General features: G+C 44.3%; 9 protein-coding genes. 5 read left to right on the forward strand and 4 right to left on the reverse strand.

The genetic code is table 11. From position 1 onward, the window contains the following. Positions 1 to 6 precede the first annotated feature (6 nt). The 4 genes from O3A65_02615 (at position 7) to alaS (ending at position 4,849) form a co-directional block, all read left to right on the forward strand. Positions 7 to 510: a nicotinamide-nucleotide amidohydrolase family protein gene (locus O3A65_02615; protein ID MDA1331356.1), complete on the forward strand. Its 504-nt coding sequence runs from the start codon at positions 7 to 9 to the stop codon at positions 508 to 510. 129 nt (positions 511 to 639) lie between these two features. After that, positions 640 to 1,707: a recombinase RecA gene (recA, locus tag O3A65_02620; protein ID MDA1331357.1), complete on the forward strand. Its 1,068-nt coding sequence runs from the start codon at positions 640 to 642 to the stop codon at positions 1,705 to 1,707. 17 nt (positions 1,708 to 1,724) lie between these two features. Further along, the gene (locus O3A65_02625; protein ID MDA1331358.1) at positions 1,725 to 2,189 is read left to right on the forward strand and encodes a regulatory protein RecX; all 465 of its coding nucleotides are present in this window, start codon (positions 1,725 to 1,727) and stop codon (positions 2,187 to 2,189) included. Positions 2,190 to 2,221: 32 nt separating this feature from the next. Next, on the forward strand, positions 2,222 to 4,849 hold the full coding sequence (alaS, locus tag O3A65_02630) for an alanine--tRNA ligase (GenBank protein ID MDA1331359.1): 2,628 nt from the start codon (positions 2,222 to 2,224) through the stop codon (positions 4,847 to 4,849). A gap of 12 nt (positions 4,850 to 4,861) precedes the next feature. Here the strand turns inward: alaS and O3A65_02635 are convergent, their stop codons facing one another. The 4 genes from O3A65_02635 to O3A65_02650 form a co-directional block, all read right to left on the reverse strand. Beyond that, the gene (locus O3A65_02635; GenBank protein ID MDA1331360.1) at positions 4,862 to 6,241 is read right to left on the reverse strand and encodes a phosphomannomutase/phosphoglucomutase; all 1,380 of its coding nucleotides are present in this window, start codon (positions 6,239 to 6,241) and stop codon (positions 4,862 to 4,864) included. Further along, the gene (locus tag O3A65_02640) at positions 6,238 to 7,212 is read right to left on the reverse strand and encodes a hydrolase (GenBank protein MDA1331361.1); all 975 of its coding nucleotides are present in this window, start codon (positions 7,210 to 7,212) and stop codon (positions 6,238 to 6,240) included. Before O3A65_02640 ends, O3A65_02635 begins: the two co-directional genes overlap by 4 nt. A gap of 6 nt (positions 7,213 to 7,218) precedes the next feature. Further along, positions 7,219 to 8,274, reverse strand: a complete 1,056-nt coding sequence (waaF, locus tag O3A65_02645; GenBank protein MDA1331362.1) for a lipopolysaccharide heptosyltransferase II — start codon at positions 8,272 to 8,274, stop codon at positions 7,219 to 7,221. A 253-nt stretch (positions 8,275 to 8,527) separates the two neighbouring features. Further along, a complete protein-coding gene (locus tag O3A65_02650) occupies positions 8,528 to 9,448 on the reverse strand; it encodes a branched-chain amino acid transaminase (protein ID MDA1331363.1) in 921 nt (306 codons plus the stop codon). A 300-nt stretch (positions 9,449 to 9,748) separates the two neighbouring features. Here O3A65_02650 and O3A65_02655 point away from each other — a divergent pair, with 300 nt between their 5' ends. Further along, positions 9,749 to 13,462, forward strand: coding sequence for a DUF3971 domain-containing protein (locus O3A65_02655; protein ID MDA1331364.1), 3,714 nt, complete (start codon positions 9,749 to 9,751; stop codon positions 13,460 to 13,462). Positions 13,463 to 13,530 lie beyond the last annotated feature (68 nt).

The following is a 13,530-nucleotide window of genomic DNA, read 5'->3' on the forward strand; positions in this document are numbered from 1 at the left end:
TCAGTGATGAGCTCTTACCTTAAATCAGATATTTATCAAATTAGTCAACGTTTAGGTTTGATACTCAAAGAAAATGCTTTGATTGTTGGGACTGCGGAGTCATGCACCGGCGGATGGGTCGCACAAGCCCTAACGATGGTGCCAGGTAGTTCATCTTGGTTCGATGTTGGCTTCGTCACTTATTCTAATCAATCAAAAGTGCAGCAATTGGGGGTGGATCCTAAATTGATCGATCAATATGGAGCGGTGTCTGACGTTGTCGTTGAGAAGATGTTATTCGGCGTTTTGAATCGTACCGGAGCGAATTGTGCAATTGCGACAAGTGGTGTTGCGGGTCCTGAAGGGGGAACCGAAGACAAACCTGTGGGCACAGTCTGGATTGGTGTAGGGAGTAAGCTTAAGGGTTTGATGACAAGAAGATTTTTGTTTGAAGGAGATCGCAACTCTGTGCGTCAGAAATCGGTGATAGAGAGCCTCAGTTTGATGGAGCAGTTTTTAGCTCAGGACTAGTACTTCTCGAGGTATGGCACAGTCGGATAGGCGGGTTTTAATAAAGTGGCTTCGGACTTGTCGAGGCTGTGCGATAATCTAATACTAATAAACTACGATTAATCTTAGACATCCGGAGCTCATACACAAATGAATGAAAATAGGCAAAAAGCGCTAGAGGCGGCACTATCTCAGATTGAGAAGCAGTTTGGCAAAGGCTCCATTATGCGGCTTGGGGAGCAGGAAATTAATCCGGATTTGAAGGTGGTTTCGACGGGATCTCTCGGCCTTGATATTGCGCTTGGCATTGGTGGATTACCCAGAGGGCGGGTTGTTGAGGTTTATGGTCCAGAGTCATCTGGTAAGACCACATTGACGCTTTCTGTGATTGCAGAAATGCAAAAAATTGGTGGATCCGCAGCCTTTATTGATGCGGAGCATGCGTTAGACCCTGAGTATGCGAAGAAATTAGGTGTCAACATTGATGAATTGTTAATTTCCCAACCAGATAACGGTGAGCAGGCATTAGAGATAGCTGATATGTTGGTTCGATCAGGTTCTGTTGATGTGGTGGTTGTTGATTCGGTTGCAGCTTTAACGCCTCGGGCGGAGATTGAGGGTGAAATGGGTGAGCCACAAATGGGGCTACAGGCTAGATTGATGTCTCAGGCACTTCGGAAACTAACCGCAAATATTAAGAGATCTCACACGTTAGTTATTTTCATTAACCAGATACGTATGAAGATTGGTGTCATGTTTGGGAATCCTGAGACTACGACAGGGGGTAATGCCCTTAAGTTTTACTCTTCGGTTCGAATTGATATTAGACGTATTGGTGCGATAAAAAAATCTGATGAAGTGATCGGCAATGAGACTCGCGCCAAGGTAGTAAAGAATAAAGTTGCCCCTCCTTTTAGGCAGGCGGAATTTGATATTCTTTATGACCAGGGAATTTCCCGGGAAGGCGAAGTCATTGATCTCGGAGTGAAGCATAATATCGTGGAAAAAGCGGGGGCCTGGTATAGCTACAATGGTGATCGCATCGGACAAGGTAAAGATAATGTCCGAGAATTTTTAAAGCAAAATCCGAAAATTTCTGTTGAAATTGAAAACAAAATACGTGAGATCGTTGGTGTTCGTCTTGCCAATGCTCCAAAAGCTCCCAAGGGTGCAAAAGCTCCAAAAGATGCTGAAGATTCTGAAGGTTCTGAAGATTAGAATTTGGGATAATTCATTTGGAAGAGTCACTCACACTAACGGCGATGCGTTTGTTAGGGCGACGTGAATATACGCGTTTTGAGCTGGGTAATAAGCTTCTTCTAAAGGGTGGAAGTCCGCAAGATATCAACCAGTTACTGGATGAATTTGAGCATAAAGGTTACCTAGATGACCGTCGTTATGTCGAAGCTTTTATTCGCACTAAGCGTGAACGGTTTGGTATGAGAAAAATTTTTCAGGATCTGGAGGCGAGAGGCGTCGCTAAAAGTACCATCCTGAAATATCGAGAAGAGGTTCTTACTGGCGATCTGGCTGCTGCTAGATTGGTTTGGTCAAAAAAATACAGTTTGAAACCCGAGTGTCCTGCTGAATGGGCAAAGCAAGCCCGTTTTTTATTGAATCGAGGTTTTGATCAAAGTACGATAAAGAAAGTCTTATCGGATCCTGATTGTACCTTCGAAAGAGATGTTTTTCAGGATTGATAAAGCGTTATTTAATGTAGTGAGACACGCGAATGAAAAGTGATGAAATTAGAGAAAGATTTCTTAAATACTTTGAGCGAAGTGGTCATGCGATCGTTTCGAGTAGCCCGCTTGTTCCTGGAAACGACCCAACGTTATTGTTTACTAACGCAGGTATGGTTCAGTTTAAGGATGTATTCCTTGGGCATGATAAACGTTCTTACTCTCGGGCTACGACCTCGCAGCGATGTGTGCGAGCGGGAGGCAAACATAATGACTTGGAAAACGTAGGTTATACCGCACGCCATCACACGTTTTTTGAAATGCTCGGAAACTTTAGTTTTGGGGAGTATTTTAAATTAGATGCGATACGACTGGCTTGGGGTTTATTGACCGATGAGTTTGGTTTGGATCCCAGCCGTATATGGGTCACGGTGTACGAGACGGATGAGGAGGCCTACGATATTTGGGCTAAAGAGATCAAGATCCCTGCTGAACGTATTGTGCGTATCGGTGATAAACCGGGTGGTCAAAAATATCAAAGTGATAATTTTTGGCAAATGGGAGATACCGGTCCTTGTGGACCTTGTTCAGAGATATTTTGGGATCATGGGGCGCAGGTAGAAGGTGGCCCGCCGGGTTCCGCAGATCAGGATGGGGATCGTTTCATTGAGATTTGGAATTTGGTGTTCATGCAGTTCAACCGTGATGAGTCCGGGGCGATGAATTTTTTACCTAAACCTTCGGTAGATACAGGTATGGGGTTGGAGCGAATGGCCGCTGTTCTACAAAAGGTTTATTCCAATTATGAGATTGATCTATTTAAAGTGTTAATCAATGCTGTTGTTCGTGAGACCGGTTGTCAAGATTCTGGTAACGCGTCTTTAAGGGTGATAGTCGATCATATTCGCTCTTGTGCTTTTCTCATCGTTGACGGGGTAATGCCAAGTAACGAGGGTCGTGGCTATGTTTTGAGGCGGATAATTCGAAGAGCGATTCGACATGGATATAAATTAGATTGTTTAACTCCGTTTTTTTATAAGCTGGTTGCTGACCTGGTTAAGGTTATGGGCAAAGCGTATCCCGAGCTTGTGACTGCCCAAGAACGGGTCTCTGAGGTTCTTTTTGAAGAGGAACGTCGTTTCGCCGAAACACTTGAAAAGGGTATGACGGTTTTAGAGGCCGCCTTACTAAGGGAAGATAAGGTCTTGGACGGAGAAACTGTATTTCGTTTATACGATACGTTCGGTTTCCCGGTGGATTTAACTGCCGATATTGCGCGTGAGCGTAGTATCCAGATTGATCTGTCAGGATTTGAAGCGGCAATGGAGCAGCAGCGACAAAGGGCGAGGGCTGCTTCCAAATTTCAAACTGTTCAGGGAATCGAATACAAAGGCCTAAACACACAATTTAATGGGTATGAATCGTTGGCGACAAATTCAGAGGTACTTGCAATCTACAAAGATGGTGTTTTTGTCGATCGTTTAGTCAAAGGGGACAACGGCATTGTGGTTCTTGAAAAGACTACCTTCTATGCCGAATCTGGGGGACAGGTAGGTGATCGTGGGACTATTGCGACCGAAGTTCCTCCCTATTCGATATTTCGCGTTGGCGATACTCGGAAGATCCAAGCGGAGGTCTTCGGACACCACGGTGAGGTGGCAAATGGCGAGTTGAAAGTAGGTGATTCGGTTGCTGCTGAGGTTGATGGTGCTGTTCGTGCTGCTACGATGTTTAATCACTCGGCCACTCACCTTCTTCATGCGGCGTTACGTCAAGTTCTGGGTAATCATGTGCAACAAAAGGGTTCTTTAGTTGATGAAACAAGAACGCGATTTGATTTTTCTCACCCTAAACCACTTACATCGGTGGAGCTAGAGCAAGTCGAAAATGCAGTCAACAATAGCATTCGAAGTAATGCTAACGTTCAGGCTCGAGTGATGGTTTATGACCAGGCGATTGAAACAGGCGCTATCGCTTTATTTGGGGAGAAGTATGGTGATGAGGTCCGTGTGATAGAGATGGCCAACTTTTCAACAGAATTATGCGGTGGTACGCATGTCAAGCGGACGGGCGATATCGGATTATTCAAGATAACTGCTGAGACAGGTATTGCCTCTGGTGTTCGGCGTATAGAGGCGACTACTGGACAGAGCGCACTTGATTATATTCATCGAAGAGGCAGTCAGTTAGATGAGATTTCATCTTTATTGAAGGTTGCGCCAGACGAAGCCAATGATCGATTATTGCAAATTTTAGATAATGTTCGAAAACTTGAAAAAGAGCTTGTTCGCGTCAAATCAAAAGTAGCTTCAGTTAAAGGGGAGGACCTGGTTGCTAAGGCTCAGTCGGTTAACGGGGTTACTGTATTGGCGACAGTGCTACAGGACTCGGATGCTGTCTTGTTGCGCCAGACCATCGACCAGTTAAAGGAAAAGTTGAAGTCTGGCGTAATCTTGTTAGCGTCTATTAGTGGTGAGAAGATCACTTTAATAGCTGGCGTGACTGATGATTTAACGGATAAGTTTAAAGCGGGAGAGTTAGTTAATTACGTTGCCAATCAAGTTGGCGGTAAGGGCGGTGGGCGACCTGATCTTGCCCAGGCTGGCGGTACAAATCCAGAAGGTTTGAATGCAGCAATAGCCTCTGTGTCAAAGTGGGTAGCTGAGCGCTCAGTATAAGCCTGTTGATGACTACTCGTCAGGGCGTAGAGGGAATTTAAGATGCGGGGCTATGTTAGCCAAGGCGTTCTTGAATTCACCCATAATTCTTTTGAGTGCAGATTGGGTATCTGCCTCGAAGCGTAACACGATTGTGGGCGTTGTATTGGATGCTCTGGCTAGTCCGAATCCGTCTTGGTATTCTACGCGTATCCCATCGATGGTTAATTTATCTTCAGCGTTAGAGAAGAAATCTGAGGTCTTCAATCGCTCAGTGACTGAAAAATTTTCTCCCTCTTTACAATGAATTTGGAGTTCTGGTGTTGAAACAGAATTAGGTAAATCATTAAATGTTTGTGATAACGAAGATTGTTTACTGAGATACTCTAATAATCGTGCGCCCGCATAAATGCCATCATCGAAGCCATACCATCTCTCTCTAAAAAAGAAGTGACCACTCATCTCACCTCCCAAGAGTATACCGGTCGATTTCATCTCAGCTTTGATAAGCGAGTGACCTGTTTTCCACATTTTAGGACGTCCGCCGCGACCTCTAATCCAGTGGCCTAAGTCTCTCGAGCACTTGACATCGTAGATGATCTCTGCGTTCTTATGTCTAGTAAGCAAATCATCAGCAAACATCATCATCAGTCGATCTGGATAAATGATTTCTCCTTGTTTTGTAACAACGCCTAGTCGATCTGCATCGCCGTCAAAGGCTAAACCTAGCTCCGATTCTCCTTCGGTGACGTCTTTGATTAAATCCTGTAAGTTTTCAGGTTTAGAAGGATCTGGATGGTGATTCGGAAAGGTGCCATCCACGTCGCAGAAAAGCTCGCGTACATCACAGCCAATCGATTTGAATATTTCACCTGCATACATTCCAGCAACACCATTGCCGCAGTCGATGGATATTTTCATCGGTCGTGATAACCTAATGTCATTTTGGATGCGGGTTGTGTATCTCTTGCTAATGTTAGTGCTTGATAAGTGACCATTGCCAAAAACGAAGTCCTTCTCTTGTATTCGTTTGAGTAGGTTGAGAATTTGATCACCATAAATTGCATGACCATCTAAGATGATCTTAAGCCCGTTATACTCTGGAGGATTGTGACTCCCAGTCACCATAACGCCATTCCCAGTCTCAAGTTCATAGGTGGCAAAGTATAAGGCTGGTGAGGTGACTTGGCCGATATCTATCACATTGACGCCCGCAGAGATTAATCCCTCGATGAGGGCGGAAGCAATACAAGGCCCACTTAGTCGGCCATCTCGACCGACACATATTGCTTGTCCATTCCGAACCTGACTTCCAATCGCTTTGCCAATTAATGTCACAATCTCGATTGTTAAGGAGCTTCCGACGACACCTCGTATGTCGTAAGCCTTGAAAATTGATGACTCTAAATTCATAAAAAATCCATAAAATATTTTATGATGCGTTCTGGCAACCATTCTATATGTCCTGGAAATGTGCCGCTAATATACCCAACGTGACCACCGCATTTTGTTAAGTTCAACGTAATATGATCATTACTTCTAGTAAGTGTTTTTAGTTCAAGTCCAGGTAAGAATGGGTCATTTTCTGAGTGGATAATTAGAGTTGGCTTGTTGATGGATGACAAAAAAGGTTTGCTGCTTGCGCGAGACCAGTAGTCCTCAACACCATTAAATCCATGGATGGGTGCGGTGAAGCGATTATCAAATTCTTTGAGTGTTCTGCATGCTTTGATTGATTCTGGTTCAATATCTAGCTTATGAGTTTCAATTTTTTGTAATGTTTTTCGTTTCAATGTTTGTAAGAAATGTGCGCCATAAATTCGATTAACGCCTTCGCTCAGCCGGTTTCCTGCAACAACTAAGTCGTAAGGCACGGATATGGCAACTGCCGCATTGATCGCCGCAATATTTTGATAACCAGGCTTTCCTAACCAATTTAAAAGTACATTACCTCCTAAAGAATAACCCGTAATGAACATAGGCCCGAAGCACATTTTTTTTAGCTCAGGGATGATCCATTCAAGCTCATTACTATCCCCCGAATGATAAGCTCGCGGCAATCGGTTTGGGCTGCCACTACAGCCTCTAAAATGCACGATGCACCCGGCCCAACCTAGCTGTTTAATTTTTGCCATTAGCGCTTTTGAGTAATGGCTGTTTGAACTTCCTTCAAGCCCGTGTAGTAACACGACCAGAGGGTTTCTGGCGGTTTTATTAACCCAATCTATATGCAGAAAATCTCCATCTGGTGTTTCAATTGTTTGCCTTTGGTAAATCATTGATTCTGGCGATCTAAAAAAAAATGGATATATAGTTTGTGGATGACTGCCCGGTAGCCAAGAAGGCGGGTGGTAACTATGTAATTCGTTGACGTCTGTAGTCATTGATTTTTAGTTTTTTTTGACTAGGGCTAATACTTCCGTCAGTACGCTATTTGTCTTTATGTCAGTGAGACATTTGGTATGCCCAAGTGGACAGATTCTTTGAAAGCAAGGAGAGCATGCTAGGGAATGTATGAGAATTTTAGCGTTATCTGAAAGTGGTGGTGTGTAGGTTGGAGAGCTTGATCCAAATAATGCAATTAAGGGTGTATTAAGCGCTGCAGCGACGTGCATCAACCCAGAATCATTAGTGATGACGCATTTAGCACCAGAAATTATATGTACCGCTTCTTCCAGGCTGGTCATTCCAGTTAAATTTTGAGTTGATTCGTGACTCAATTGATGGATGGCTGCTCCAATATCGATATCGTGATTACTGCCTAAGATGATCGAAGGTAAATGGTGGGCACGAAGCTCTTGAGCTAATTCGGCATAGTGCTGTTGAGGCCAGCGTTTAGCTGGACCATATTCCGCTCCTGGGCATAAACAAACGTAAGGAATCCTATTGTTTATATTAAATTTCATGAGTGTCTGTTCAAAATCTTCGCTAGTAACACTCAGTTTGGGGTTTTCGCGTAACGCTAAGGCATTTGATTGTGTATCCCTTGCCAGTTGTAAATATTGGTCCACGAGAAGTGGGTATTGAGTCTTATTGAGCACTTGTCGATGGTTGAGTAACCCAAACCTTAATTCACCTGTATAACCGACACGATGAGGTATGCGTGCTAGAAAAGGAACTAGGGCGCTTTTGATGCTATTTGGTAAGACGTAAACCACATCATAACGATTTGATTTTATGGTTTTGGCGGTGCGCCAACGGTCGTACAATCTTAGTTGTCCATGTCCAAATTGGTTATCAATAATCTCGTTAACTTCCGGCATCTGTTTGTAGATAGGCTGAAGGGATCTAGATACGAAGACATCGATAGAGGCGGTTTTATATTCTCGAGACAGGTGGCGGATGAGGGAGTGTGATATAACCGCGTCGCCAAGCCACGCAGGCGCAACAATTAAGATACGATCAATGTTTTTGAAGTGAGTCAGTGGTTTGTCGTGACGGAGCAATATTTGTGCTCTCTTAAAGTAATGCCTGGCGCTGTGGCTCGACAGACGGGCTGGTTTTTTGAAAAATCAGATGATTTGGTATCGCGTACCACATTAGGAACATTGAGATTTTTTGCCAACGTAAAAGTCTAAAAATACTCTTGGATGAAGGTTCCAAGTTTAGTTCGGTTGAGAGGAGCAGGCTATAGGAAGATCAGATTCCGCTATGTCTATAATTTCTGCTTGTTTTGATGAGACGCCTCTAGCTCTATTATCAGACATAAGTCAACCACTTGTCGTATGTGGGTGCTTTGCCATTCACAATATCAAAGAATTGTTTTTGAATGAGTCCCGTAACGGGTCCACGCGTTCCTTGTCCGATGGCTCTTCTATCCAATTCTCGTATTGGTGTGACCTCAGCTGCTGTTCCTGTAAAAAATGCTTCGTCAGCAGTGTACACATCGTCTCGTGTTAGTCGTCTTGATTTAACGCTGATGCCGGCCGCGTTCGCTAGAGTGATCACTGTATCTCGGGTTATACCCATTAGCGCTGACGTTAGCTCAGGCTCATAAATCGTATTATTTTTTACGATAAACAGGTTTTCTCCTGCGCCCTCCGCGACAAAGCCATCAACGTCTAGGAGTAGTGCCTCGTCATAGCCGTCATCAATAGCTTCTTGATTCGCTAGTATTGAGTTAGCATAAGTTCCTGAGTACTTTGCGCGGCACATCGTGACGTTAACATGGTGCCTTGAGTAGCTGGATGTTTTAACGCGAATGCCCTTATCAATGCCTTCGCTGCCGAGATAGGCTCCCCATGGCCACGCAGCAATCGAGATGTGTACGCTTGCTCCTCTTGGCGAAACTCCCATTTTCTCTGAGCCATAAAACCCAATGGGGCGGATATAACACGACTCAAGTTTATTTTCACGAACAACATCAAGACAAGCCTTTTCTATGATAACTTTTGAAAATGGCATAGGCATCATGTAGATGTGTGCAGAGGCGAACAGACGGTCAATATGTTCTTTCAGACGAAAAATTGCTGGACCTTTAGGCGTGTTGTAAGCTCTTAACCCCTCGAAAACGGCTAATCCGTAATGCAGTGAATGCGTCAACACATGGGTTGTCGCTTCGCGCCATGGGACCATCTTTCCATCGTACCAAATTACCCCATCCTTATCTGCCATGGACATGTTTTAAATCCCCTTGTGAAAACCAATTTAGACCGCGTTAAAAACCCGCAAGTTTAGTGCATATTTCAATTAAAGTTGTAAATGGTATGGCTGAGCGCAAAATATAATCATAATCCAATTGGAATTCAGGGCATAATTTGTTTACCCTTAAGTAATATTTCCATATTTCTTCAGCACTTTTTTACTTTTACGTTGTGATCCGCCTAGGGCCAAACATTGAATTTTACGGGAAATTTTAAACCTTATAGTAGATGGCTATCCCGTAGACTTTTGAAAGTCGTTTGGTTAGCGTGCTTCGTTTTGGCTTTGCTATTTGCATGCGGCCTCGCTGTAATCAAATTCTATCTTATTCCTAATATCAATCAACACCGAGATTGGATGGCGAAGAGGCTTACGGATTCAATTCAGCAATCTGTACAAGTCGGTGAAATAGAGGCTCGCTGGGATGGGCTGCACCCAGACTTTACTTTTTCTGCGCTTACGGTCTCAGATGATCGCGATGCAACAGTTTTTAGCTTGGATAAGCTCGAGGCCCGAGTATCCACTTTTGCCTTGTTTTTCGGTGAGATTGACCTATTAAGAATTAAAATTTATAGCCCAAAAATTTTCGTGAAAAGGGATAAGAATAATGCGATATGGGTAGGTGGTAAGCGGGTCTATCCCTTTAGCCCAGAAGAGGGACCATTATTGAAATGGTTAGTACGACAGAAGCAAGTCGAAATTACAGGGGGTTCACTTAGCTTTGTCGATGAGATTCTGGATAACTATTCAATTACATTAAACGGCGTATTGCTGACTACGTCGTTTTCGGCAGGTGAAATCAGCATCGTGCTTTCAAGTGAAATGAAGAATGACTGGTTTGACGCGATTAATATAAGCCTTGTTAGCCCTAACTTGTTTAATCTAAATAGTAGATCTGATTTTATAGGTAATATTAGCTGGGACGTGAGTGCGCTTCGACTGTCCTCCTTTAAAGGTTGGGTGCCTCCGGTGGTGCAGGTAGACAATACGGTTGTGAATTCGCAGGGTGTGGCTAACTTCGACGGCGGAGATTCGCAGCAAGTTGTCGCTGATCTGAAGCTTAATGATTTTTCATTAGCTACAAAAAAGGGCGCAGAACCTGTGGGTGTTTCCCAGGCTTCTTTTCAGGCATCTTGGAAAGCCTCTTCTGATCGGCAGGAGATGACGTTTTCAAATATAGTTGCTGAAATCGATAGTGGATTAGCCGTCCATTTGGATGTTGTGCACATGAATAAAGACGTTTCAACAGGAAGAAATCAAATTGTGATGCGTGATTTATCTGTTGATCTGTTTAAGTTTATCAGTCGACGGGTTATTGACAGCAAGAAAAATTTAGCGCTTGTCGATCGGCTGCTGCCTGGGGGTATTTTGAACTTGGTAGATGTTTCATGGCAGGCGGATGGTGGATCCCTTTCTGCTATGGATCTTGCATTACAAACACGATTTGAAGGTATTGGATTCTACGCGTCGGAGAAAAATCCTGGGGTGCAGGGTTTAACTGGAGCTCTGAAATTTGAAAATGATCAGTTTCTTGTTCAGATTGATTCTAAGGATGTGTCGTTTAACCTACCAAAAATTTTTCCGCAGCCACTCTATTTTGCTCAATTTCAGTCAAGTATAGCCGGGCGCAAAACCGAGAGTGAGTGGGTCGTTGATGTCGGTGATACAAGGTTTTCGAACACTGATTTGGTTGGGAGGGCTTCTGCTCGATTAGGTGTTTCTCATGAGGCTAAGAGTAAGACTGTTGATTTACGGGTGGAAGTCGAGAGTATTGATGCCACTCGATTGCCTTTTTATTTGCCGAGTACGTTATTAAAAACCAAGGCTTGGGTAGAGAATCGCGTGTTGTCTGGACGCGCAAAGAATCTGGTAATGACCGCGAGTGGAGACTTGTCGACTTCTTTTTTCACTCGCGGCTGGCAATTTGAGTTGAGCGCCGACATCACGGGTGGAAGCGTTGAAGTCGGCGGTGGGTGGCCGCGGGTTGACGAGATTTATGGCGTATTCAAGTATGCAGACAAAACAGTCTCTTTTGCTCCTAGTAGGGCGACAATTTTTGGAGTCGATGTGTCTCAGAGTACTTTATCCATTGAGAAAACGGGCACTCCTGAATCCACGCTTAATGTGGGTGGGATAACTACAGCTACTGTAGCGGAACTCATTCGGTACGTTAAAAAAAGTCCACTGGATAAAATCACTAAAGGTACGGTAGGTAACATGGTCGCTGAGGGCGTTGGTACGCTCAACTTAGTGTTGAGCATCCCTCTTTTTGATCGCCAAAAGGCGAAAGTGAGCGGATCTGTTCATATCAAGGGTCCATCCATCCGAGTTAGTGAGAAAGCTCCGCAATTTAATGACTTTGAAGCTGTTATAGATTTTGACAAGGCTCAGGTTGCGATTCGGAGTGGTCATGCGCGAATATTCGATGCGCAGACAACGTTTTCATCCAGGCGCGTTGATCGAGGCTTCGGAGCGGTTGAGTTTAAGTCTGATGTTTCTGTGAACGAGTTTATGGACTATCTTCAATTGCCAATAGACCCGCGATACCTTTCTGGTCGGATCTCATCATCAGGTGTTCTCGGATTTGTGGCAGATGGATTGCATATAGATCTTAACGCTGATCTCAAGGGGTTGGCATCAGGATTACCAGAGCCCCTTTCTACATTTGGGGGAGGCAAACAGAGATTGCGTATGCAATATATTGCGTCGAGGTCCGGGGCACGTGACATCACTCTCTCTAATCAAAGCGGCGAGCTGGCGAAATTTGTATTTTTGAATGGAAAGTTAGTTCGTGGCTCCTTGAATACAAGCCGAAGCGGCGGGGATAACGTGTTATTGGTCGGTGGAAATATTTCGCATGTGGACATTGATGGGTGGCGTACTTTGCTCAGTAAAAAGAATAAAGAGCGGCCGATTATTGATGTCCCGTTAATAGTGGAAGTTGATGCTCAAATCGATCGCTTGGATGCTTTTGGTAACACTTTCGACAAAGTTTCTATAGATGGGCAGTTTTTTAAGCGTGATGGCTCATTTACCATTAACAGTCAAGCCATCTCTGGAAAAGTTTTGTTTAGTGGTTACGGTAGCAAAGAAGCTAAAGTATCCGCGAACCTTAAACGATTGATCATGCGTCGGCCGACGTCGGAACAGGCAGTAACTGATGGAGTAGCGAACATATACCGTGTGCCGATAGCAGTGAATGCCGTGATTGACGATTTTCATCTTGATGGCGTTAAGCGGGGGGCTATTACCTTGCGCGCGAGACCTAATCGTGGGCTTTGGGAGATAAGCGAACTTTCGAACATCACTGATATGGGAACCTTGACCATGCGCGGCCAATGGGAACTTGGAACAAAATCAAGCGTTGCATATGACGTAGAGTTTAATATCCGAGATGTAGGTCAGTACCTCTCTAGTTTAGAGGGGAGAGAGGATATGGTTGGGGGTGTGGGACGGCTTCGTGGTTCTGTCAATTGGGAGGGCAGCCCCATTTCTATTGACCTCGCCACGTTAGATGGCAAATTAAATCTCGAAGTTAAGGGTGGTCGGTTTTCAAAAATTCGTTCTGGAACTGGTCACCTAATTAGTTTGCTCAGCTTGCAGGCATTGCCAAGGCGAATCACACTTGATTTTCGTGATGTGTTTTCGTCCGGATTCAGTTTTGATCATATGGAGTCAGAGGTGCTTATTATAAATGGCATCGCGCGTACCGGTAAACTGCTCATGGAAGGCACTTCGGCTTCGGTGGTCATTTCTGGTAGTGTGGACATGGTTAGAAAGAATCAGGATCTAGAGGTGTTCGTCACGCCCAAACTAGGCAGTGCAGCCTCGGTGGTGGGGGCTGTTATTGTGGATCCTGCAACCGGATTGGCGGCATTCTTGGCTCAAAAGTTATTTGGCGATCCACTCGATAAAATGGCGACGAGATATTATAGAGTTTTAGGTGATTGGAGCGAGCCCAAGGTGACTCGTGTTCGTCGGAGTGATGAGTAATAATATGTGGCAAGAGACACCAGATTGATGTAGTACGAAATTAAATTAAAACATTTGGTAATAGAGTT

The sequence above is a fragment of the Pseudomonadota bacterium genome, assembly GCA_027624715.1.
Taxonomy (GTDB): Bacteria; Pseudomonadota; Gammaproteobacteria; order Burkholderiales; family Eutrophovitaceae; genus Eutrophovita.

Excerpts from the sequence above, each read along its gene's own strand:
- O3A65_02650 (MDA1331363.1), bottom strand. The coding sequence starts at position 9,448 with ATGTCCATGGCAGATAAGGATGGGGTAATTTGGTACGATGGAAAGATG.
- O3A65_02640 (MDA1331361.1), bottom strand. The coding sequence starts at position 7,212 with ATGACTACAGACGTCAACGAATTACATAGTTACCACCCGCCTTCTTGG.
- recA (MDA1331357.1), top strand. The coding sequence starts at position 640 with ATGAATGAAAATAGGCAAAAAGCGCTAGAGGCGGCACTATCTCAGATT.
- O3A65_02615 (MDA1331356.1), top strand. The coding sequence starts at position 7 with ATGAGCTCTTACCTTAAATCAGATATTTATCAAATTAGTCAACGTTTA.
- alaS (MDA1331359.1), top strand. The coding sequence starts at position 2,222 with ATGAAAAGTGATGAAATTAGAGAAAGATTTCTTAAATACTTTGAGCGA.
- O3A65_02635 (MDA1331360.1), bottom strand. The coding sequence starts at position 6,241 with ATGAATTTAGAGTCATCAATTTTCAAGGCTTACGACATACGAGGTGTC.